This is a genomic window from Rhizobium rhododendri (assembly GCF_007000325.2).
GTDB classification, from domain to species: Bacteria; Pseudomonadota; Alphaproteobacteria; order Rhizobiales; family Rhizobiaceae; genus Rhizobium; species Rhizobium rhododendri.
This window is the reverse complement of the sequence record NZ_CP117267.1, coordinates 2,035,227-2,056,991: the sequence shown is the minus strand read 5'-3', so window position 1 is coordinate 2,056,991 and position 21,765 is coordinate 2,035,227. Positions and strand designations below refer to the sequence as shown.

Below are 21,765 nucleotides of genomic sequence, written 5' to 3'. Positions count from 1 at the left end.
CTATTGCCCCAGCCGTTCCAGCAGATCCGGAACGTGGACCTGATCGGATTTGTAGTTGCCGGTCAGCATATACATCATGATGTTGACGCCGGTTCTGAAGGCATATTCTCGCTGCATGTCGTCCTGCGGCACCGTTGGCAGCAACGGTGTGCCGTTGTCGTCGACAGCCCAGGCGCCGGCAAAATCGTTGCCGGTGATGATGATAGGTGTCACGCCGTCCGATGTGGCTGCCTGCTTGGTACCGGTGTCGGCGCGGTTGTCCTGATGGGATTCGATCCACAGCGGGCTGCCGGTGTAGCGCCCCGGAAAACTCGACAGCAGATAAAAGGATTTCGTCAGCACGTGCTTGGCGGGAACGGGCTCGAGTGGCGGTATGTCGAGATTGGCAAGGATCGCCTGCAGCCGTTCGCCGTTCGGGCCGGGAGCCGAATTGTCGCCGACGGAACTCAATGCATCGCGCGTGTCGAACAGCACCGTGCCGCCGGAGCGCATGTAGGCGTCGATGCGGTTCATCGTAGCAGTGCTGGGCATCGGTGCGGTCGAGGTCACCGGCCAGTAGAGCAGGGGGAAGAGCGCCAGTTCGTCCTTGGCGGGATCAACGCCGACAGGCGGTCCGGGTTCGAGCGTCGTGCGGTAGGTGAGGAAGTCGGTGAGGCCCGCAAGTCCCCGCTCGGAAATCCGATCGACTTCGTCCTCGCCGGTAACGATATAGGCCAGATGCGTCTTGTCGAGCCGTGACAGGATGACGTCGTCGCCGGGCCTCGCATCGTCGGCGCGCATGTCGACCGGGTGCAGGAAAGCCGCCGTGGATAAGGCGATGGCGAGAATTGCGGCGGTCTTTGCGGCTGAGCGAGATAGCCGCCGGATGCCGCTGAAGGCGCCGTTCATGAACAGCACGGCAACGCTGTCGGTGAGCAGCAGCAGGAGGGCGATGGTGAACAGCACCGGCTTGGCGGACCATGCCTGTCCGCCGATCAATCCTTCTCGCTGCACCACCATGGAAGCGGATGCGTCGAGAGGCTTCAGTTCGGCGCCCTCGGGCAGGACATTCAATGCGGTAAATCCTTCTTCCGAGCCGTAGAGACCCGGCGGGTTGTCGAAGCTTGCGAGCAGAGGCCCCTTCTTGCCGGTGTCGAGGGGCCGGGCACTGCCGGTCTCACCGTTCAGCGCACCCTTGGCCGTCAGAAGCCGATACGGCGGCAGCGTACCGGCGGATGATTTGGCGGAGCCATCGGCGGCAGTGACGCCGCCGGAGCGGGACATCTGCACGATACGGCGCAGCATCTCGACGAAATCGCCGGAAATCGGCAGATCCGACCACGACGCCTCGGCGCTGACATGAAATAGCACGATGCGGCCGGCGGAGACGTTTTTCTCGGTGACCAGCGGTGTTCCATCGGCAAGGCTTGCCCATGTCCGCTCGGCCAGATCTGGCGTCGGCTCAGCCAGAACCTGACGCTTGACCAGCACGTTTGATGGTTTTGGCATGCCGGCAAACGGCCCGAAAGCCGGAAAGTCGGCGAGCGGTTGCGGCTCGGCCCAGGACATGGCGCCGCCCAGCGCCCGCTCGCCCTGGCGCAGGATCACAGGCACGAGCGGATCGTCGGCGGGTGCTGCAGCAAGGCGCGGACCGGCGAAACGGATCAACGTCCCGCCATTGGCGATCCAGCGCTGCATCGGGGCATAGGCATCTGCCGGCAGGCGGCCGATGTCGGCCATGATGATGACAGACGGATTGCCAGCCAACAGCTCGGTGATCGATTTCGCCAGATCGTCTGCTTCCGGATTGACGAGGTCGGCGAAAGGCGAAAGTGCCTTCTGGATATAGTAGAGCGGCGAAAGCAACGGCTGGAACTCGTCGACGGCCTGGCCGGAGAGCAGGGCAACGCGGCGACGCTTGAAGCCGTCGTCGAGGAGATGAACCGAGCCTGCGGTCGTGTGTCCATCGATGCTGACCCGGGCAAAGTCGTTGCGCATCTCGAAGGGCGCGGTGATCGTGCCCGATGCGACCGATTGGCCAGCGGTAAAGGCGAGCTTGCCGGCAGCGATCGGGCGCCCCTGGGCGTCTTGCGCGCTGAGCGTGAAACCGGCGGGGCCGGCGCTGTCGAGGCGGCTCGCGGTGACGGTCATGGCGTCGGCGGCGTTGGCGGCCTTGGTCAGGACGATGGCTTCACTGGCATCGCCCTCCAGCAGGCGCAGGTCTGCGGGAGCCAAGGACGCAAGCTGCTGAACCGTATCGTCTCTATCTGAAGCAGCAATCCCGTCGGACAGGAAAACGAGCGTGCCGGGTTTGGCGCCACCGAGAGCCGACTTCAGGGCCTGTACGGCGCGGGGGCGATCCGGCACCAGCGGCATAGGGGCTGCGGCATGTAATTTGTCGCGCGCTGCCATCGCGGTGCCGGGGATGGCATCGTTGGTCTGGTTGGCGGTGAACGCGATGACGACGGGCGTCTCGCTGGCATCGGCATCGCCGATCAGCGCGTCGGCGGTCTGCACGCGACGATCCCAATCGGCAGCGCTCGCCCAGCTGTTGTCGATCAGCAGAACGAGAGGTCCCGCCTTGGAAAGGGTGTTGGTGCGCGGATTGAAGACGGGATCGGCGATTGCAAGGATCACGGCCGCCGCCATCAGCATACGCAGCAGCGTCAGCCACCACGGGCTGTTGGCCGGGGTTTCCTCTCGTCTGAGCACCTTGGCCAGGATCTTCAGGGGCGGAAAGACTTCTATCTGCGGGCGCGGCGGCGTCATGCGCAGCAGCCACCATATCGCCGGCAGGGCGATCAGAGCTGCCAGCATCGCCGGATAGGCAAAGCCCAGCGCGCTCACAACTGACCACCATGGGTGGCTCTGGTGGGCATGCCGGACAGGTAGGTGTGCACGGCGACAAGCGCCTCGGAGGCGAGGTGGTCGGTGCGGTGGGTGACGAACGTCCAGCCGAGGTGGCGCAGCGTCTCTCCGAGGCTGTCTCGACGCGCCAGGTAGGCACGCTGGTAATCCTCGCGGATGGTCTCGGCGCGGCCGGCCACCAGCTTTTCGCCGGTTTCCGGATCGGTGAACTCGGTGCGGCCGCTATAGGGAAAGGTTTCCTCGGCAGGGTCGGCGATCTCGACCACATGGCCGCGCAATCCGCGCCGGGCAAGAGGGCCGAGACGGGCCATGATGCTATCGGCATCGTCGAGGAGATCGCCGATCAGCACGACGTCGCTCCAGCCGCGGATCATCGCCGTCTGCGGCAGGCCACCGCCCAGCGGCGCGTGCATCAGCGCCGTTGCCAGTCTTTCGGCAGCGTTGCGGGCGGAAATCGGTTCCATGATGCCGGGGCAGCCGATACGCTCGCCGGAGCGGGCGAGGATTTCCGCCAGTGCCAGCATGACGACCAGCGCCCGGCTTTCCTTGGAGACATGACCAAGCGACGACCTGAACATCATCGACGGCGACATGTCGGCCCAGAGCCATATGGTGTGCGCCGCTTCCCATTCATGGTCACGGATATAGGTATGGTCATCGCGGGCCGAGCGCCGCCAGTCGATGCGCGACAGGCTCTCACCATCGCTGTAGGGGCGGAACTGCCAGAAATTCTCGCCGATACCGCGCTTGCGGCGGCCATGCCAGCCGGCAATCACGGTGTTGGCGATGCGTTTCGCCTCGACCAGGCAATCGGGGACGAGAGCTGCCCGTTGCCGGGCGCGGGAAAGGGCATCACTGCCGGATGTCGGATTGACGATCTGTCCGATGGATGCCACGCGGCGCTCTCTCCCTAGGTCCTGGCCTGCTTGACCAAGTCGGAAATGACGTCGCGCACTGACATGCCTTCGGCGCGGGCGACGAACGTCAGCGCCATGCGGTGCTGCAGGATCGGTTCGGCGAGCGCGTGTACATCGTCCAGCGACGGGGCAAGGCGACCCTGGTAGAGGGCGCGGGCGCGGGTGCAGAGCATCATCGCCTGGCCGGCGCGCGGGCCCGGTCCCCAGGCGACGTGCTTGTCTGTTGTGGCATTGCCCTGGCCCGGTCGGGCCGAGCGGACCAGCGACAGGATGGCATCGACGACGCTGTCGCTGATCGGCATCTGGCGGATCAGCTTCTGGATTTCGGACAGCCTGCCGGCATCGATGGCAGCGCCGGCCTTGGCTTCCGACATGCCGGTCGTGTCGAGCAGGATTCTGCGCTCGTCGGCCAATTCCGGATAGCCGACGTCGACCTGCAGCAGAAACCGGTCGAGTTGGGCTTCCGGCAGCGGGTACGTGCCTTCCTGCTCCAGCGGGTTCTGGGTGGCGAGCACATGGAAGGGCGCTGGCAGGTCGTAGCGCTGGCCGGCGATCGTCACATGATATTCCTGCATGGCCTGCAGCAGCGCCGACTGGGTGCGGGGCGAGGCGCGGTTGATTTCGTCTGCCATCAGCAATTGTGCGAAGATGGGGCCTTTGAGGAAGCGGAATGAACGGCGACCAGTGTCGTCCTGGTCCATCACTTCCGAGCCTAGAATGTCCGATGGCATCAGGTCGGGGGTAAACTGTACGCGGCTGGCTCCCAGCCCGAGCACGTCGCCGAGCGTCGTCACCAGCTTGGTCTTGGCGAGGCCGGGAACGCCGACCAGCAGCGCGTGACCGCCGGCCAGAACCGCGAGCACAGTCTTCTCGACGACGCTTTCCTGGCCGAAAATGACCTTCGATACCTGGTCGCGAATTGCGGCGATATCGGCAAGCGCACGCTCTGCAGACGCAATCATGGCCTTGTCGTCGAGGCTAGCCTCTGTCGAATTGATCATGCCCATGTGCATCTCCGGCGGCTGAAAGACGGGTGTGTCGATTCGCAGTTCATACAGATTTGCCCCATACTCAAGAGAATTTATCCCTCACAACAATGCTGACAAGCGCGTCTCGAATGACTATCTCGTGTGACAGCAAGAACTAGCGACGAACCGGGACGGAACAATGGCAGCCGAGGAAATCAGCGCGACGACCGACGCGGCAGGCCTGGCTGCCCTGATTTCGCGCGCCGCCGGAGATGCCGGAGACCACGCCAAGGGGCCTCCACCGGTCGACAAGTGGAACCCGCCCTTCTGCGGCGATCTCGACATGGAAATCCGCAGCGACGGTACCTGGTTCTACATGGGGACGCCGATCGGCCGTGCGCCGCTGGTGCGATTGTTCTCGACGGTGTTGCGCAAGGACGAGGACGGTAAGACCTATCTCGTGACGCCTGTGGAAAAAGTCGGCATCCGCGTCGTCGATGCGCCGTTTCTGGCGGTCGAGATGACGATGACGCAGGTCGACGGCCATCCGCTACTGACATTCCGGACGAACGTTGGGGACGTCGTGGAGGCAGGCGAGGACCATCCGCTGCGCTTTGTCGTGCATGGCGACAACAACGAACTCAAGCCCTATCTGCATGTGCGCGGCCGGCTGGAGGCGCTGGTGTCACGGGCCGTCATGTACGATCTGGTGGCTCTCGGCGAAACGCTCGACATCGACGGCGTCGCGATGTTCTGCGTCCGCTCCGGCGGCGCGACTTTCCCGATCATGCCGGCGCTGACGCTGAATGCCCTGGCAGATGAGTGAGTTTCCGCTTTATTCGGCAGCCGAATTCCGCCGCCGCGCGCTCAACCAGACGGGTAACCCCGTCGAGCTTGCCTGGCGTGAGCACGGCGATCACCTTCTCAACCGAGAGAGAATTCTCGACGTCGAGGGGATGACGCTACGCGACGCCGCGGTGCTGGTGCCGGTCATCGACGAGGGAGACGACGCACGGGTCATCTTTACGCAGCGCACGACAAATCTGCGCAAGCACTCCGGCCAGATCGCCTTTCCGGGCGGCGCCATAGATCCGGAAGATGCGTCGCCGGAGGCTGCCGCGATGCGCGAGGCTGAGGAGGAGATCGGCCTTGCCAATCTGTTTGTCGAACCGGTGGCCCGCTTGCCGCATTATCTAGCTGCGACCGGGTTCCGCATCACGCCGATCCTTGCGGTCGTCAAACCGGGTTTCGAGCTGACGCTGAGCCCGACCGAGGTCGAGGATGCGTTCGAAGTGCCTCTGTCGTTTCTGATGGACCCGACGCACCACATGCGCGACAGCATGGAGTGGAAGGGCAGCGAGCGTCATTTCTACCGCATGCCCTACGGTCAATGGATGATCTGGGGCATTACCGCCGGGATCGTCCGGACATTGTACGAGAGGCTTTACGCATGACGACTGTTGCCGGAGAGACGTGGTTTGCGGATGCGGCGCTCGGACAGGTTCTGGCGCTGCTGAACAGCGACGGCGGCGAGGCGCGCATCGTTGGCGGGGCAGTCCGCAACAGCCTGATGGGGCTCGATGTCGCCGACATCGACATCGCGACGACGCTGCTGCCGGACGCCGTCGTGGCCCGCGCCAAAGCGGCCGGCATCAAGGCCGTACCGACCGGCATAGCGCATGGCACAGTGACGCTGGTGATCGATGGCAAGCCGTTCGAGGTGACGACCTTGCGCCGGGACGTCGAGACCGACGGGCGTCATGCCGAAGTGGCTTTCAGCACGGACTGGCAGGCGGATGCCGAACGCCGCGACCTGACGATCAATGCGCTCTATGCAACGGCTAGCGGCGAGGTCATCGATCTCGTTGGCGGCCTCGCGGACATAGAGACCAGGACCATCCGGTTCATCGGCGAGCCGGCAACGCGGATCGCCGAGGATCATTTACGCATCCTGCGCTTTTTCCGTTTCTTTGCCTTCTATGGCACCGGCCGGCCAGACGCGGCGGGCCTCAGGGCCTGCGCCGGGGCGCGAGGCACACTGGCTTCGCTGTCGGCCGAGCGCATCTGGTCGGAAATGAAGAAGTTGCTGGGAGCACCCGATCCGGGGCGTGCGCTGCTTTGGATGCGGCAGATCAGCGTGCTCACCGATATCCTGCCGGAAACCGAAAAATGGGGCATCGACGCCATCCCGGCGCTTGTCTCCACCGAACGGGCGCTTGGCTGGTCGCCGGATCCATTGCTGCGGCTTGCTTCCATCGTGCCGCCGGATGCCGACAGGCTGGCAAAGCTCGCGATCCGGTTGCGCCTGTCGAAGGCAGAGGCGGCGAGGCTTACCGCATGGGCCGCCGCACCCGTCATCGACGACGAGATCTCTGACGCAGCGTTTCAGAGATTGCTGTACGGCCATGGAACAGAGGGTATCCGCACCAAGTTGAAGCTCGCGCTTGCTGTGGCGCGGGGCAAGGCGGAGGGCGACTTCGCCGAGATGGCGCGAACGGCACGCATCGGCAAGCTGCTGGACCGCGCAGGCGGCTGGCAGAAACCGGTCTTTCCTCTCAGCGGAGCCGATGCGTTGAAAGCAGGAATTGCTGCCGGCCCGCGCGTGGGCGAGGTGCTGGGCGATCTTGAACGCCAGTGGGTCGAAGAGAATTTTGCGACCGACAAGGCGACCCTGCTGTCGCGGCTGCGAGAAATGGTCTGATTTTCAGGGCAGCCTCCGCTTCACTGCGGAAGCTGCGCCCGATGATGGTGTCACAGCCCGCTCAGCCTATTCAGGCATTGCCCAGGCTTTGAAAAGCTCCGACGTCTGGTGGCGGTGGGCGACGGAGCGCCTGGCGATGCGGTCCTGCGGAATACGGGATACATCGTTGGCCGGCCGGCCTTTCAGTTGCATCTTCACCTGCTCGATGAAGCAGGACAAAGGCAGATCGGAGCCGCTTCGGATGCGCTGGTCCTCCGCCAGCCTCCTGATAAAATCAGGAGTGTCCATCGCACTCGCTGTGGTCGGGGTAGGGGCTGCACTGCTCTTCGTAGACATGACAATCCTCCTCTGACTGTACCATGTTCAAGTTAAAGTAGTAGCAACGCGTTACTTTGTAAGACCCTCACGTTTTGTTGACATCAGGGCCAACGAACCACGGGCGGCAGGGACGACAGGATAGACTCTACATTGCCGCCGGTCTTCAGGCCGAAGATCGTGCCGCGGTCGTACAGAAGATTGAACTCGACATAGCGTCCGCGGCGAATCAATTGTTCGTCCCGGTCCTGCTCTGTCCACTGCTTGTTGAAGTTCGACCTTACAATCCGCGGGTAGACCATCGAAAACGCCCTTCCGACATCGCGCGTGAAGGTAAAGTCGGCCTCCCAGCCGCCGTCCTCCTCGCTCGAATGAAGCCAGTCGTAGAAAATCCCGCCGATGCCGCGTGATTCGTTTCGGTGCTTCAGGAAGAAATACTCCTCGCACCAGGCTTTATAGCGTGGATAGTCTGCAACCTTATGACGGCCGCAGGCGATCTCCATGGCACGATGGAAAAGCTGGCTATCGGGATCTTCCTGTGTTCGCCGGTTATCAAGGACGGGTGTCAAGTCGGCGCCGCCGCCGAACCAGCGGCTGGTCGTGACCACCATGCGGGTGTTCATGTGCACGGCCGGCACGTTGGGATTGACGGGATGGGCGATGAGCGAGATGCCGGAGGCCCAGAAGCGCGGATCCTCATTGGCACCAGGGATCTGGCTGCGAAAATCGGGGGCAAACTCGCCGTGCACGGTAGAGGTGTGGACGCCGACCTTCTCGAAAACGCGGCCTTCCATCATCGACATCCTGCCGCCGCCGCCATCGCTTTCGCGCTGCCAGTCCTTGGCAACGAAGCGGCCCGGTTCCTGGTCGGCAAGCGGGCCAGTCAACTCGTCTTCCAGCGCCTCGAATTCCGCGCAGATCGTGTCGCGCAGGCTTTCAAACCAGCCGCGCGCAGCAAGCTTCTTGTCCTCGATGTCGTCAGGCAATCCGGTTGGAAGCTGTGGTCTTTCCATAAGTATCTCCGGTGCCATGTGTGCAGCGGCCACGACTCGCACGGCCTTCAAAATCGGTTTTTGCATAACAGCAAAGCAAGGTGGCAGCCAGCATCCCCCGCTTGAACACCGGCATAATCGACTCGCAAAATGAACCGTCTGGTATTATCTTGGGCGCAAAGGCAAGGTTTATCATGAAGATTACGGGATCGCCGCCCCTTGATGGGCTCAAGCGCCAGATCGACCGCCACCGCCGCAGCAAGCTTGCCGGCGGCAAGGGAGATTTCGTGCGCGAAACCTATTGCCTCAGCCGCCCCGACGCGCGCGAAAAAGCCCGCCAATGGTTCGACGATTTTCCGAAGGCTGCCTACTGGACGGAAGTCGAAAGCTGGCGACAGGTCGAGGGCGACCGCATCGAATTCACCATGCGCCGCCTGCCGACCGCAGACTGATCGCTTTTTTGCGCCGGCGTTTGACGCTCATTCGTTAGTACCGATTTCCAGGCTCATCCCGCTAGCTATCACTCAGCTGCGTTCAGCAAGCGGCTTTCGATCAGCAGGCCGCTTTCATCGAGGATGGGGTGGGCGACGGAGACGATGTGGGCATTGATCCGCTTGAGGTCGCGCAGCATGTCCAGATGCAGCGAACTGGTCTGCAGGCTGTCCATTCGACCGTCACGCAGCCGGGCGATATGGCGATCCGAAGACTGCTTCTCGAGCCGGCGGACATCGACCTTCACTTCCATCATTTGGCGGGCGAGATTGAAATCGCGCGTCACGAGGATCGTCTGGGCTACCCTCAGATTGTCGATGGTCATGGTGAACAGGCGCTGCAGCTCGGCAAAGCCGTCGTCGGAAAAGGCGAGGCCGTGGGCGATCTTCTTTGCCACCTGCTCCGAAAGGCCTTTCTCGATGATATCGCCGATATGTTCGAGATTGATGGCGTAGTCGATGATGACGATCGATCGGCGGCTGGTTTCCTCGTCGAGCCCGCCACGGCCGAGCCTGGAGAGGTAGACCTTGACTTCCTGCTGCAGCCGGTCGACGCGCTTTTCCAGCAGCGGGATTTCCTTCAACGATGCCAGGTCGTTGTTATCGAATGCGGTCTGCGTGCGGATCAACATGCGTTCGATGAGATCGCCGACGGCCAGAACTTCGCGGGTTGCGCTGGCGACGGCAACCACAGGCGTGCCGAGAGCCTGTTCGTCGAGGAACCTCGGGCTGTCATCGGTCGCGGCATCGGCAGGCACCAGCCGCAGCATCAGCCTTGAAATCAGGGGAGAAAACGGCCAGGCGAGGGCGGCAAGCGCGATGTTGAACATCAGATGCGCGTCGACGGGCAGTTTTGCGGGCACAAAGCCGAGGCCTTGCAGAAGGGCGCCAGCGTGGCCGGCCAATGGCATGGCAATGGCGCAGCCGATGGCACGCACGATGAGGTTGCCAAGCGTCACGCGGCGGGCGGTTGCGGGACCGGACATGGTCGCGACGACGGGCGGAACGGCGCCGCCAAGGTTGGCGCCGAGCACCAGGACAATGGAGAGAGCGGGCGACAGGATGCCGGTGGAGGCGAGCGACAGGATCAGCACGACAACGGCAAGGCTGGACGACGAGATGAAGGCGAGGGCGGCCGAGAAGATCAACGCGACCGGCAGGGCGCCGTCGAGCAGGCCGATGAAGGCGGCAAGCGCCTGGGATTCGCGGATCGGTGCCGTTGCCATGCTCAGTAGCTGCAGCGACAGCAGCATCAGGCCGATGCCGATCAGCGCCGTGCCTGCGCCCTGCTGATTGCTCGACGAGCGGCGGTAGAGGACGATGCCGATCAGTATGATCAGCGGCGACAGCCATTCGATGCCGGTTGCCACGATCCATGCGGTCACGGCGGTGCCGACATTGGCGCCGAGCAGCACGATCTGTGCCATGGACGGGATCACCAGGTCACGTTCGACGAAAGACGCGACCATTAGCGCGGTCGCGGTCGAACTCTGCAGCGCGATCGTCGCGACGAAGCCGGAGACGAAGGAACGGCCGCTGCTGCGTGTCCCGGTCGCCAGCCCGGTCCGCAGGCGGGCACCGAAAGCGCGGGTGACGCCGTCCTTTACCTGCGACAGGCCGAACAGCAGCAATGCCACTGCGCCGAACAGGTTGATCATGACCGTGGTTGAGTCCATTTTTCGCGGGATTTCCTTCTCATGCCGTAGGGTTCCGGCATCGACCGGAGACTGAAAAGGCACGTAATTTCAGCGCTGGAAAGAGCCGCACCCGGCAAAGTTTGCTCGTCGGCTAACTATTATATGGACAAAACCCGCTGCAAATCAACGCTTGTAGCGACATCTAAAGGTCAAATTTGCGTCACTGGTGACAGCGCGCCCTCAGGCCCAGCGTGTCTGGCGCAACGCCTCGCCCGCGATCATTGCCGCCGACATCGCAACATTGATGGACCGCTGGCCCTCTACCATCGGGATGAGGATGCGACCATCGGCTCCCTCGTGGACCGCATCCGGAACGCCGGCGCTTTCCCGACCGAACAGCAGGATGTCGTCGGAGTGGAAGACGAAATCGGTGTAGCGGTCCGCGGCCTTCGTCGAGGCAAGGATCAGGCGGCGCCCGGTGCCGCGTCGCCAGGCTTCGAAATGCGTCCAGCTGATATGACGGGTCAGGGAGACCGCGGCGAGATAGTCCATGCCGGCGCGCTTGAGGTTGCGGTCGGAGATGTCGAAGCCGGCGGGCTCTATGATGTCGACGGCAAGATCGAGACAGGCGGCAAGCCGTAGGATCGTGCCGGTGTTGCCGGCGATATCCGGCTGGTAGAGGGCGATGTGCAGGGCGGTCATGGCTCCTCGACTATCCGATCGGCAGCAAAACCCGCAACTGAAATGTGCGGTCATCAACGTCTCTGATGAGTCCCATTGCAAGTTCTGCATGTTCGCGCCGTCTTAGGGGCTTTTGCAGCCGTCGCTTTTGCGATAAAAGACGCCTTGTTCACAACGCAAACCAGCAGGAGGCGCTAATGGATCGATTTTTGGCTGTTCGTCTCCCGGTGCGTACGCCGGTGTTTCATCCGGTTGTCTCCGTCAGGATCTGACGACTTTCTCCCTTTCTGAACCATCGCGCGGCTGATACGGCCTCGTTCTTTCCGCGACCGCTCCCATATGACGCTGCGAAACCATTGGACGCAGCGGCGGGATGCGGCTTCGACGTTTCTGGAGCATTTTATGTTTGGCTGGTTTGAACGGCGTCTGAACCCATTCCCGAGCGAGGAACCCAGTGTTCCGCCGCACGGGCTGTTTGCTTTCTGTTGGCACTACACAAAGCCTGCAGCCCCCTGGCTTGCCGCCATGGGCGTCCTGACGATGCTGATCGCCATCGGCGAGGTCACGCTTTTCCGGTTTCTTGGCCAGATCGTCGACTGGCTGTCGCATGCCGACAAGGCAACGTTCCTGCAGACGGAAGGCGCCACGCTTTTCTGGATGGCGGCGATGGTGCTCGTAGGCCTGCCGGTCGCAGCCGTGCTGGACTCCATCATCATGCACCAGGTGTTGCTCGGCAACTATCCGATGATCGCCAGGTGGCAGATGCACCGGTTCCTGCTGCGCCACAGCATGACGTTCTTTGCCAACGAATTTGCCGGACGCGTTTCCACCAAAGTGATGCAGACGTCGCTTGCCGTGCGCGAAACGGTGATGAAGCTGCTCGACGTTTTCGTCTATGTCGTCACTTACATCATCACGATGATCGTCATCGTCGGAACAGCGGACTGGCGGCTGCTGCTGCCGCTGCTGGTCTGGCTGGCGATCTACATCGGCATCGTCAGCTTCTTTGTCCCGAAGCTGCGCAAGATCGCCGCGACGCAGGCCGACGCGCGCTCGACCATGACCGGTCGTGTCGTCGACAGCTACACCAATATCGCGACCGTCAAGCTGTTCTCCCATGCCGGCCGCGAGGAGTCCTATGCCAAGGCGGGCATGGATCTGTTCCTGCAGACGGTTTACGGGCAGATGCGCTACGTCAGCCTCTTCCAGGCATCGGTCTACATCAACAACTGCGTGGCACTCTTCGTCATCTCGGCGATTTCCATATGGTTCTGGCTGAACGGCGCCATCGAGGTCGGCTCGATCGCGATCGCCATCGGCCTGGCGATGCGCGTCAACGGCATGTCGCAGTGGATCATGTGGGAAGTCTCGGCGCTGTTCGAGAATATCGGCACGGTCTATGACGGCATGGAGATGATGACCAAGAAGCACGACATCATCGACCGGCCTTCGGCTCCGACGCTGGTGGCGCAGAAGGGCGCAATCCGCTTCGATCATATCCGCTTTCATTACGGCAAGGCGAAGGGTGTGATCGAGGATCTGACGCTGGATATCCATGCCGGCGAGAAGATCGGCCTTGTCGGGCGCTCCGGCGCAGGCAAGACGACGCTGATGAACCTGCTGCTGCGCTTCTACGAACTGGAGTCCGGGAAGATCACCATCGACGGGCAGGATATCGCCGGCGTGACGCAGGAGAGCCTGCGTGCGCTGATCGGCGTGGTGACGCAGGATACGTCGCTGCTGCACCGCTCCATCCGCGATAACATCGCCTACGGTCGCCCGGATGCCACCGACGCTGAGATCATTGAGGCGACCAAGCGTGCCAATGCATGGGAGTTCATCGAGAACCTCGTCGACTTGAACGGCCGCAGGGGTCTCGATGCGCAGGTCGGCGAGCGTGGCGTCAAGCTCTCCGGCGGCCAACGTCAGCGGGTGGCGATTGCCCGGGTGTTCCTCAAGGATGCACCGATCCTGATCCTCGACGAGGCGACCTCGGCACTCGATTCCGAAGTCGAGGCGGCCATCCAGGAGAACCTGTTCGCGCTGATGCAGGGCAAGACGGTCATCGCCATCGCCCACCGGCTGTCGACGCTGACGGAGATGGATCGGGTCGTGGTTCTCGACAAGGGCAAGCTGATCGAGACCGGCAGCCATGCCGACCTGATCACCCGGGGCGGCATCTACGCCGATCTCTGGAACCGCCAGTCCGGCGGCTTCCTCGCCGACCATTCGACGGAAGCGGCTGCGGAATAGGCGCGGTAACGACAAGGCAGCGCGTCGTCATACGATGACGCGCTGCAGGCCCGGAACGCGCATGAGCGCAAGGCTCAGGAGCGTTGCCAGCCCGAAGCACAGGAGGGTCAGGATCCCGACCCTCCAGATTTCATCGTTGCCTAGGACGGGTGCGAGCAGCCAGAGGAAAAAGACGTGGCTTGCGTAGACAGTCAGGCTGATCCGGCCAGACCACGCGAGCCGATCCACAAACTGTGAACGCGGTATCTGGCGCACCCCGAGAAAACACGTCAGGCCGACCAGATAGGTGGCGATGGTGAAGTCGTGGCTGATGAAAACGGCTGCATTTGAAACGCGGTAGATCATCCATTCCTCCAGGATGAGGCCAATGTAGGAGAGACAGATCGCCGGGACCGCCCATCTGCCCAGCCTCCAGTTTCCGACCTTGGCGCAGAGGCCGAGGTAGACGAACAGCGGTGCTATGAACAGGCCTCCGCGTTGAGGACTGCCTGGCATGTGAAGCACATTGTGATAGCTGCTGAAAATCACGCCAATGGCTGCAAGGACGACGCATAGGGCGCCCGTGGCCCTGATGCCGATGAGGCTCGTCCCCGCCGATACCAGCACCAGCGCAAGTCCCAGTGCCGGCAGAAACCAGAGGTGGAAAGCGGTGCCTCCAGAGATCAGGTCGCGCGGGCCGAATGACCATTGCTGGATCGGACAGATTTGCAGGAAGACGAAGTAGGCGAACATCCAGAACAGGTAGATCGGCAGCAGGCGTTTCAGCGGCTTGAAGACCACCGATAGATCGAGCCTCGCCAAGGGTTTCGGGAAATAGCCGCTGGTGATGAGGAAGAACGGCACCGAAACGCGACAGGCGATGGCGACGAGTGCTGCCCATGCGGGGTGAGGCGGATGCTGCGCCGGAGGCAGGCAATGCAGCAGAACGATAACGAACGAGAACACATAGCGCATCGCATCTATGGAGGTGTTGCGGTCTGGCCTGGCGAGTAGGATTTCGTCGGCCATCGGCAAATCTCCTCGAGGATGGGCAGGTCGTCTTCGTTTGCGTGCCGCTCGAGTGCAAGCGTCATTGTCAGGTTTTGGTGAACTCTCGATGTCCGACTGATTGTCTGCCCGCGAATTTGTGCCGAAAGGGGGCAAAATCACGCTGCGTTCGCCGGCTGCTCCCGAGCGGAAAGGCGGTCGCCAACGTGACGGACGTGCAGACACTTGGGGCGAACCAACCCTTTGCCCTCCGTAGAAAACTGCCTATATCGCACACATGTTGATCCGCACCGTCGTCCGCCTTTTCGAGACATGGCTCGATCCGTTCTATCGCAATGACGAACTGCGGCCGCCGCAGTCGCTTTACGCGTTCATCTGGTACTATGTCCGCCAGGCCAAAGGGCCGTTTCTGGCGATGGCAGTGCTCGGTGGTGCCGTGGCGATGCTCGAGGCGGCGCTGTTCTGGTTCGTCGGCCATCTCGTTGACATCCTCGACACGGTTCCCAAAGGCGATGGCTGGCACGGGCTTCTGTCCGGTCACGGCTGGTCGTTGCTGGGCATGGTTTTCGTCGTGCTCGTCGTGCGTTTCATCGTCGTCAGCCTTGGTGCACTGGTCGAGGAGCAGGTGGTCGTGCCGGGCTTTCTGAACCTGGTTCGCTGGCAGGCCTATGTGCATGTCGCCCGCCAATCGCTGAGCTTCTTCCAGAACGACTTTTCCGGGCGGATCGTCACCAAAGTCTGGTCTGCCGGCCAGTCGACCGGCGATCTCGTGGTGTCGTTGCTGCAGGTGGTGTGGTTCATCATCATCTATGCGGCGTCCACGGTAGCCCTTGTCGGCGGGCTCGACTGGAGGCTGGCGCTGATCGTTGCCGTCTGGATCGGCATGTTCTGCCTGCTGGCACGCTTTTTCGTACCGCGCATCCGTCGCCATGCCCGCGATGCCGCCGAGGCCTCGTCGATGCTCAACGGCCGCATGGTCGATGCCTACGCCAATATCCAGACACTCAAGCTCTTCGGCCGCGAGGACCGCAACGATCTCTATATCCGCGACGGCTTCGACCGCTTCCAGGCGGCGGTCATGCCTTTCACGCGGCTGTTGACCGGGGTGCGCTCGTCGCTCGCCTTGCTGTCGGGTGTGATGATCACCAGCATTGCCGCCTTTGCGATCCAGCTTTGGCTCTCCGGGACAATCACGACGGGCGGGGTGGCCTTTACGCTCAGCATGGTGCTGCGCCTCAACATGTTGTTCGGCCGGATGATGACGCAGTTCAACTCGATCATGCGCAATCTGGGGACCATCCAGAACGCCGCGGAGATGATCTCTCAGCCGATCGGGCTGGTCGACCGGCCGGACGCAAAGGCGCTGGTGGTGTCGCGGCCGGAGATTCGCTTCGAGAAGGTCAGGTTTCATTATGGGCGCGGCAGCGGCGTAATCGAAGATTTCTCGCTGGTCATCAAGCCTGGTGAAAAGGTCGGTATCGTCGGCCGCTCCGGTGCCGGCAAGACGACGCTGGTTAACCTGCTGCTGCGTTTTTACGATCTGGAAGCCGGCAGCATCCTGATCGACGGTCAGGATATTTCCGGCGTCACCCAGGAATCGCTGCGCGCGGCTATAGGCATGGTGACGCAGGATACGGCGCTGCTCAACCGCTCCATCCGCGACAACATCCTGTTTGGTCGGCCTGATGCGGGCGCCGACCTGCTGCTTCAGGCTACCAGGCGGGCCGAGGCGGACACATTCATCGCCGATCTCGAGGACCAGAATGGCCGCAAAGGCTTCTCCGCCCATGTCGGTGAGCGTGGGGTCAAGCTGTCCGGCGGCCAGCGTCAGCGCATCTCCATTGCCAGGGTCATGCTCAAGGATGCGCCGATCCTGGTGCTCGACGAGGCGACCTCGGCACTGGATTCCGAAGTGGAGGCAGCCTTGCAGTCCAATCTGCTGGCGATGATGGAGGGCAAGACGGTTCTGGCAATCGCCCATCGGCTGTCGACGATTGCAGCCCTCGACCGCCTCGTTGTCATCGAGAAGGGGCGGATAATCGAGGATGGCAGCCACGCGGAACTGCTCTCGCGCAACGGCCTCTACGCCGAGCTCTGGGCGAGGCAATCGGGAGGCTTCATTGCCGTCGACGCGGAATAGTCGGGCTAACGGGCGATGGTGAAGTCGGTGATGAGCCCGTAGTGGTTTGACCCCATGGCATCCTCGATCCGACGCACGGATTTCAGCTGCAGCGGCGGCCTCGCAAACACGTGATCGATGGCGATACCTAAGGCGCCGGTCTCGATCGGCCAGGTCGCGGGCTCCGGGAAAACGTGGTCCAGATTGCTGCGGCGGAGAAACGCCTGCATGTCTGGTTCGACCACGGCCGCATTGAAATCGCCGGCGAGCAGCAGCGGTTCGCCGACCGCGTTCAAGTCGTCGGACAGGGCAGCCAGTTCGTCGGCATGGAAGTCGTCGAAATAGGGTTTGCTCAGATGGGCGGAGGCGAAGGCGATCTTCTGGCCATCGATGTCGATGGTCGCCAGAATGAACCGGTTTCTCCACAACCCGCTGAGGCTACCAATCGACTGCGAGAGGAACGGGCGTTTGGACATCAACAGGCTGTCGCAATTGTCCTCCATCACGCCGCAGCCGATGCGGTATGGATAGATGGCAGCCAGTCGCGTCATCTGCGACAGCATCGGCGGCGCCTCGAACATTTCCACGACATCGGCCTTGGAGTTGAGAACGAGATCGGCAATTTTTTCCGAATTGGCGAAATTGTCGCCGTCGATGTTGAAAGACAGCAGCCGGTAGGATGGCTGCGCGTCAGCGGGAGCCGGCGTTTCTGCGCGGGCCTGAAGCAGGACGATCGAATGACCGGTGATGGCGATCGCCACGACCAGCATGGCGATGGCGTACCAGTGGCGACGCACGGCAAGCGCCAGCAGCGCTCCGACAATGCAGGCGATGCCGATGTGGGTCTGCAGGCTCTCGAAGAAGGCGAGGATCCACAGGTGCGTGACATAACGGGCCGCCAGGATGCCGAGAATGCAGGTGGTCACCACCGATATCACGCAGTAGATGGTATCTCTCATGACCCTGGGTAACCTCTGGATGGGCGCTTCTGTGGAGCGACTAGCACGGTGCCCCTGTTGTTGCAACGCAGCAAGTTTGCGATAGTTATTTTTGCAGTGCAACGCGGGGATTTGCTTTGCGAATTCGTCGGCAATTCATGCGGTTACCACAATACCCCAAGCGTAGACGGTTTTGATCTGTCATGCGCCCATAAAACTGTAGTTTTGCCCGCGACATTGTGCCCACCTCCGCTGGCAAGACTGGACATGGCGTTCGATCAAGCTTAGAAACCGGCTGGGGGCGGAGAAAATCTATGGCAGAATTGTGGCCTGGGCGATTCGCCGGAGTTGAAGGATTGCCGCGGCACATCCGCGGTTCTGCGTGAAGAGGAGGGGCCGCGTGAGCGAGAACGACACGAAGAGCGAGACCTTGGGCGAGCCGACGCGGCGCGATTTTCTATATATAGCAGCCGGCATGGCCGGCGTGGTCGGTGCCGTTTCGGCCGTCTGGCCATTTATCGACCAGATGCGGCCGGATCAATCCACACTGGCGCTTGCTTCCGTCGAAATCGATGTTTCCAGCCTTGAGCCCGGCATGTCGTTGACAGTCAAATGGCGTGGCAAACCGGTCTTCATCCGCAACCGGACAGAAAAAGAAATCGCCGAGGCCAATTCCGCCCCGATCGGCGATCTCAAAGATCCGGTCGCGCGCAACGCCAACCTGCCTCCCGAAGAACCAGCTAGTGACGTCGCCCGCTCGGCCGGCAAGGGCAAGGAGAACTGGATCGTGATGATCGGTTCCTGCACCCATCTCGGCTGTGTGCCGCTCGGCACGTCGGGGGAATATGGCGGGTGGTTCTGTCCCTGCCATGGGTCGGTCTATGACACTGCCGGTCGTATCCGGAAGGGTCCCGCACCCATGAACCTCGCCATACCGACGTTCGCATTTACATCCGACAAAGTGATCAAGATCGGTTGAGGGGGATACTGAATCATGAGTGGTCAATCAACCTACGAGCCATCCACCGGACTTGAAAAGTGGATCGACTCGCGGCTTCCTTTGCCGCGTCTGGTCTATGACAGCTTTGTCGCCTATCCGGTGCCGCGCAACCTGAACTATGCCTATACGTTCGGCGCTATGCTGGCTGTCATGCTGGTGCTGCAGATCCTGACAGGCGTGGTTCTGGCGATGCATTACGCCGCCGAGACGACCGTGGCGTTCAATTCCGTCGAAAAGATCATGCGTGACGTCAACCATGGCTGGCTGCTGCGCTACATGCATGCCAACGGTGCCTCGTTCTTCTTTGTCGCTGTCTACCTGCACATCGCTCGAGGGCTGTATTACGGTTCCTACAAGGCACCGCGCGAGGTTCTCTGGATCCTTGGCGTCATCATCTACCTGCTGATGATGGCGGCCGGGTTCATGGGCTATGTGCTTCCCTGGGGCCAGATGTCGTTCTGGGGCGCGACCGTGATCACCGGCTTTTTCTCTGCGCTGCCCTACGTCGGTGAATGGGTCCAACAATTCCTGCTTGGCGGCTTTGCCGTCGACAATCCGACGCTGAACCGCTTCTTCTCGCTGCACTACCTGCTGCCGTTCATGATCGCCGGCGTCGTCGTGCTGCACATCTGGGCGCTGCATGTGGCGGGCCAGACGAACCCGACCGGCGTCGAGATCAAGACCAAGACGGATACGGTGCGCTTCACGCCCTATGCGACGATGAAGGATGCGCTCGGTGTATCCGTGTTCCTGCTGGTCTACGCCTACTTCGTCTTCTACCTGCCGAACTATCTTGGCCACGCCGACAACTACATTCCTGCCGATCCGCTGAAAACGCCGGCGCATATCGTGCCTGAATGGTATTTCCTGCCGTTCTACGCGATGCTGCGCTCGATTACCTTCAACATCGGGCCCATCGACTCGAAGCTGGCCGGCGTGCTCACCATGTTCGGCGCGATCCTGGTGCTGTTTTTCGTGCCGTGGCTCGATACGTCGAAGGTTCGCTCGGCTGTCTACCGTCCCTGGTACAAGGTGTGCTTCTGGCTGTTCGTCGCCAACGCAATCTTCCTCGGTTGGCTCGGAGCTATGCCGGCGGAGGGGACCGGGCTTTTCGGCCTCTTGTTCCATGGCGACCTCAGGGGCAATTACGTCGCCTACTCGCAGTTCGGGACACTCTTCTACTACGGCTTCTTCCTGGTGATCATGCCGGTCCTCGGCCTGGTCGAGACACCGCGACGAATACCGAACTCGATCACCGAGGCGGTACTCGAGAAGCAGAACCGCAAGTCCGCTCCAGCGGTCGTGGTCGGGGCATGAGCGTGGCGATGGGGAAGACGATGATGAGCAAGTTTGCTGCCGGCTTTCTGACGCTGGCACTCCTCGCCGGCGCAGGCACGGCGCTTCATGCCGAGGACACCAAGCCGCCCGCCGAGGCAACACCGGTCTATCCGCTCAAGGAGCCGCGGGAGCAAAAATGGACGTTCGCCGGTCCCTTCGGCTACTACGACAAGGCGCAGCTGCAGCGTGGGCTTAAGGTCTATGCCGAGGTCTGTTCCGCCTGCCATTCGATGAGCCTCGTGCCGTTTCGCACGCTCAGCGATCTCGGCTATTCGGAGGCGCAGATTAAGACCTTCGCCGCCAACTACGAGACGCAGGACGGACCGAACGCGCAAGGGGAGATGTACACCCGGAAGGCTGTTCCATCCGACCATTTCCCGTCGCCTTTTCCCAACAAGGAAGCGGCTGAGGCTGCCAACCACGGTGCCGCACCGCCGGACTTCTCGCTGCTTGCCAAGGCGCGTGAGGTCGAGCGCGGCTTCCCGGGGTTCGTCTTCGATATTTTCACGCAGTATCAGGAGAGCGGGCCGGATTACATATACTCGCTGCTGACAGGCTACGAGGAACCGCCGGCCGGTTTCCAGGTGCCGCCGAACGGGCACTACAATCCGTACTTCCATGCGGCAGCCGTGCTGGCTATGCCGAAGCCGCTGTCGGATGGCCAGGTGACCTATGACGACGGATCGCCCCAGACGGTCGACCAGTACGCCCGCGATGTCTCTTCCTTCCTGATGTGGGCCGCCGAGCCGCATCTGGAGGAGCGCAAGCACACCGGCTTCATGGTCATGGTGTTCCTGCTGATCTTCACCGTCCTGATCTATCTGGTAAAGCGGTCGGTCTACGCCAAGACCGAGCACTAAGAAGGACAATAGGTTTAAGACGATGCCGCCTCGGGCGGCCTCGTCATTGCTAGGTTCGAAGCTGTCTCTGCTTGCGCAATGACGATTACGCTTTCGGCTGGACATGGCTGGCTGCTCCACCCTATTGGTGGCTTTTTGCAACGAACAGCAGCAGGCTCCTTCGCCAATGACAACCCGTGACAATGAACTTATCCGATCGATCCGCTCCATTCCGGATTATCCTAAGCCCGGCATCATGTTCCGCGATATCACTACGCTGCTCGGCAATCCCCGGGCTTTCCGGCGTGCCGTCGATGAACTTGTGCAGATCTGTGCCGGCATGAAGATCGACAAGGTCGCCGGCATGGAAGCGCGTGGCTTCATTCTCGGCGGCGCTGTGGCTCACCAGCTGTCTGCCGGCTTCATCCCTATCCGCAAGAAGGGCAAGCTGCCCCATGAAACAGTCAGCATCGCCTACAGCCTGGAATACGGCCTCGACGAAATGGAGATGCACCGCGATGCGGTCATGCCCGGCGAACAGGTGATCCTTATCGACGACCTCATCGCCACCGGCGGCACCGCTGTCGGCGCGACGCAGTTGCTGCGGCAGATGGGCGCTGAGGTGGTGGCTGCCTGCTTCGTCATCGACCTGCCGGATCTCGGTGGTCGCCGGAAGCTCGAAGCGCTGGATGTGGCCGTGCACACGCTGGTGGAATTCTCGGGCCACTAGCCGGTTCCCGAG

General features: G+C 62.0%; 19 protein-coding genes. 10 read left to right on the top strand and 9 right to left on the bottom strand.

Translation table 11 applies throughout. The annotated features are described in order from the left end of the window. The 3 genes from PR018_RS10045 to PR018_RS10035 are packed head-to-tail and all read right to left on the bottom strand — an operon-like array spanning position 1 to position 4,771. Positions 1-2,826 carry a DUF4159 domain-containing protein gene (locus tag PR018_RS10045; protein WP_142823361.1) on the bottom strand — a complete coding sequence of 942 codons (2,826 nt, stop codon included), beginning with the start codon at positions 2,824-2,826 and terminating at the stop codon, positions 1-3. Continuing rightward, positions 2,823-3,743: a DUF58 domain-containing protein gene (locus PR018_RS10040; RefSeq protein ID WP_142823360.1), complete on the bottom strand. Its 921-nt coding sequence runs from the start codon at positions 3,741-3,743 to the stop codon at positions 2,823-2,825. The genes PR018_RS10045 and PR018_RS10040 overlap by 4 nt, the downstream gene beginning before the upstream one ends. 14 nt (positions 3,744-3,757) lie before the next feature. Next, positions 3,758-4,771 carry an AAA family ATPase gene (locus PR018_RS10035; protein WP_142823359.1) on the bottom strand — a complete coding sequence of 338 codons (1,014 nt, stop codon included), beginning with the start codon at positions 4,769-4,771 and terminating at the stop codon, positions 3,758-3,760. A gap of 160 nt (positions 4,772-4,931) precedes the next feature. Between PR018_RS10035 and PR018_RS10030 the strand changes: the two genes are divergently transcribed. From PR018_RS10030 to PR018_RS10020, 3 genes are read left to right on the top strand one after another with little or no spacing between them, the layout of a single operon-like run. After that, positions 4,932-5,558, top strand: a complete 627-nt coding sequence (locus PR018_RS10030) for a DUF1285 domain-containing protein (RefSeq protein ID WP_142823358.1) — start codon at positions 4,932-4,934, stop codon at positions 5,556-5,558. Beyond that, positions 5,551-6,186: a CoA pyrophosphatase gene (locus tag PR018_RS10025; RefSeq protein WP_142823357.1), complete on the top strand. Its 636-nt coding sequence runs from the start codon at positions 5,551-5,553 to the stop codon at positions 6,184-6,186. The genes PR018_RS10030 and PR018_RS10025 overlap by 8 nt, the downstream gene beginning before the upstream one ends. Continuing rightward, positions 6,183-7,433, top strand: coding sequence for a CCA tRNA nucleotidyltransferase (locus PR018_RS10020; protein ID WP_142823356.1), 1,251 nt, complete (start codon positions 6,183-6,185; stop codon positions 7,431-7,433). Before PR018_RS10025 ends, PR018_RS10020 begins: the two co-directional genes overlap by 4 nt. A 66-nt stretch (positions 7,434-7,499) precedes the next feature. Here PR018_RS10020 and PR018_RS10015 read toward each other — a convergent pair whose 3' ends face one another. Beyond that, complete coding sequence (locus tag PR018_RS10015) at positions 7,500-7,769, bottom strand: hypothetical protein (RefSeq protein ID WP_111222682.1); 270 nt, start codon at positions 7,767-7,769, stop codon at positions 7,500-7,502. 83 nt (positions 7,770-7,852) lie between these two features. Further along, positions 7,853-8,761, bottom strand: a complete 909-nt coding sequence (hemF, locus tag PR018_RS10010) for an oxygen-dependent coproporphyrinogen oxidase (RefSeq protein ID WP_142823355.1) — start codon at positions 8,759-8,761, stop codon at positions 7,853-7,855. Between the two features lie 173 nt (positions 8,762-8,934). On the opposite strand from hemF, the gene PR018_RS10005 reads away from it, so the two are divergent. Next, on the top strand, positions 8,935-9,192 hold the full coding sequence (locus PR018_RS10005) for a hypothetical protein (RefSeq protein ID WP_142823354.1): 258 nt from the start codon (positions 8,935-8,937) through the stop codon (positions 9,190-9,192). A gap of 68 nt (positions 9,193-9,260) precedes the next feature. Here PR018_RS10005 and PR018_RS10000 read toward each other — a convergent pair whose 3' ends face one another. Together PR018_RS10000 and PR018_RS09995 are read right to left on the bottom strand one after the other, a co-directional pair. Next, positions 9,261-10,907: a Na/Pi cotransporter family protein gene (locus PR018_RS10000; RefSeq protein ID WP_142823353.1), complete on the bottom strand. Its 1,647-nt coding sequence runs from the start codon at positions 10,905-10,907 to the stop codon at positions 9,261-9,263. Between the two features lie 201 nt (positions 10,908-11,108). Beyond that, entirely contained in the window at positions 11,109-11,570 is a 462-nt protein-coding gene (locus tag PR018_RS09995) for a tRNA (cytidine(34)-2'-O)-methyltransferase (RefSeq protein ID WP_142823352.1), read from the bottom strand. 381 nt (positions 11,571-11,951) lie between these two features. Here PR018_RS09995 and PR018_RS09990 point away from each other — a divergent pair, with 381 nt between their 5' ends. Continuing rightward, the gene (locus PR018_RS09990; RefSeq protein WP_142823351.1) at positions 11,952-13,802 is read left to right on the top strand and encodes an ABC transporter ATP-binding protein; all 1,851 of its coding nucleotides are present in this window, start codon (positions 11,952-11,954) and stop codon (positions 13,800-13,802) included. Positions 13,803-13,829: 27 nt separating this feature from the next. On the opposite strand, the gene PR018_RS09985 is transcribed toward PR018_RS09990, so the two are convergent. Beyond that, the gene (locus PR018_RS09985; RefSeq protein WP_142823350.1) at positions 13,830-14,810 is read right to left on the bottom strand and encodes an acyltransferase; all 981 of its coding nucleotides are present in this window, start codon (positions 14,808-14,810) and stop codon (positions 13,830-13,832) included. A 256-nt stretch (positions 14,811-15,066) separates the two neighbouring features. Between PR018_RS09985 and PR018_RS09980 the strand changes: the two genes are divergently transcribed. Then, a complete protein-coding gene (locus tag PR018_RS09980; RefSeq protein ID WP_142823349.1) occupies positions 15,067-16,929 on the top strand; it encodes an ABC transporter ATP-binding protein in 1,863 nt (620 codons plus the stop codon). Positions 16,930-16,934: 5 nt separating this feature from the next. On the opposite strand, the gene PR018_RS09975 is transcribed toward PR018_RS09980, so the two are convergent. Continuing rightward, complete coding sequence (locus PR018_RS09975) at positions 16,935-17,867, bottom strand: endonuclease/exonuclease/phosphatase family protein (RefSeq protein ID WP_142823348.1); 933 nt, start codon at positions 17,865-17,867, stop codon at positions 16,935-16,937. A 379-nt stretch (positions 17,868-18,246) separates the two neighbouring features. On the opposite strand from PR018_RS09975, the gene petA reads away from it, so the two are divergent. From petA to PR018_RS09955, 4 genes are all read left to right on the top strand, one after another. After that, positions 18,247-18,825, top strand: a complete 579-nt coding sequence (gene petA, locus PR018_RS09970) for a ubiquinol-cytochrome c reductase iron-sulfur subunit (RefSeq protein ID WP_142823347.1) — start codon at positions 18,247-18,249, stop codon at positions 18,823-18,825. Between the two features lie 15 nt (positions 18,826-18,840). Further along, a complete protein-coding gene (locus tag PR018_RS09965; RefSeq protein ID WP_142823346.1) occupies positions 18,841-20,163 on the top strand; it encodes a cytochrome b in 1,323 nt (440 codons plus the stop codon). 23 nt (positions 20,164-20,186) lie between these two features. Continuing rightward, a complete protein-coding gene (locus PR018_RS09960; RefSeq protein ID WP_142823345.1) occupies positions 20,187-21,044 on the top strand; it encodes a cytochrome c1 in 858 nt (285 codons plus the stop codon). Positions 21,045-21,210: 166 nt separating this feature from the next. After that, a complete protein-coding gene (locus PR018_RS09955; RefSeq protein WP_142823344.1) occupies positions 21,211-21,753 on the top strand; it encodes an adenine phosphoribosyltransferase in 543 nt (180 codons plus the stop codon). Positions 21,754-21,765: the final 12 nt, after the last annotated feature.

Excerpts from the sequence above, each read along its gene's own strand:
- PR018_RS09960 (WP_142823345.1), top strand. The coding sequence starts at position 20,187 with ATGAGCAAGTTTGCTGCCGGCTTTCTGACGCTGGCACTCCTCGCCGGC.
- PR018_RS10015 (WP_111222682.1), bottom strand. The coding sequence starts at position 7,769 with ATGTCTACGAAGAGCAGTGCAGCCCCTACCCCGACCACAGCGAGTGCG.
- PR018_RS10035 (WP_142823359.1), bottom strand. The coding sequence starts at position 4,771 with ATGGGCATGATCAATTCGACAGAGGCTAGCCTCGACGACAAGGCCATG.
- PR018_RS09975 (WP_142823348.1), bottom strand. The coding sequence starts at position 17,867 with ATGAGAGATACCATCTACTGCGTGATATCGGTGGTGACCACCTGCATT.
- PR018_RS09965 (WP_142823346.1), top strand. The coding sequence starts at position 18,841 with ATGAGTGGTCAATCAACCTACGAGCCATCCACCGGACTTGAAAAGTGG.
- hemF (WP_142823355.1), bottom strand. The coding sequence starts at position 8,761 with ATGGAAAGACCACAGCTTCCAACCGGATTGCCTGACGACATCGAGGAC.
- PR018_RS10020 (WP_142823356.1), top strand. The coding sequence starts at position 6,183 with ATGACGACTGTTGCCGGAGAGACGTGGTTTGCGGATGCGGCGCTCGGA.
- PR018_RS09980 (WP_142823349.1), top strand. The coding sequence starts at position 15,067 with ATGTTGATCCGCACCGTCGTCCGCCTTTTCGAGACATGGCTCGATCCG.
- PR018_RS10005 (WP_142823354.1), top strand. The coding sequence starts at position 8,935 with ATGAAGATTACGGGATCGCCGCCCCTTGATGGGCTCAAGCGCCAGATC.
- PR018_RS10000 (WP_142823353.1), bottom strand. The coding sequence starts at position 10,907 with ATGGACTCAACCACGGTCATGATCAACCTGTTCGGCGCAGTGGCATTG.
- PR018_RS10025 (WP_142823357.1), top strand. The coding sequence starts at position 5,551 with ATGAGTGAGTTTCCGCTTTATTCGGCAGCCGAATTCCGCCGCCGCGCG.
- PR018_RS09995 (WP_142823352.1), bottom strand. The coding sequence starts at position 11,570 with ATGACCGCCCTGCACATCGCCCTCTACCAGCCGGATATCGCCGGCAAC.
- PR018_RS09955 (WP_142823344.1), top strand. The coding sequence starts at position 21,211 with ATGACAACCCGTGACAATGAACTTATCCGATCGATCCGCTCCATTCCG.
- PR018_RS09985 (WP_142823350.1), bottom strand. The coding sequence starts at position 14,810 with ATGGCCGACGAAATCCTACTCGCCAGGCCAGACCGCAACACCTCCATA.
- PR018_RS09990 (WP_142823351.1), top strand. The coding sequence starts at position 11,952 with ATGTTTGGCTGGTTTGAACGGCGTCTGAACCCATTCCCGAGCGAGGAA.
- PR018_RS10030 (WP_142823358.1), top strand. The coding sequence starts at position 4,932 with ATGGCAGCCGAGGAAATCAGCGCGACGACCGACGCGGCAGGCCTGGCT.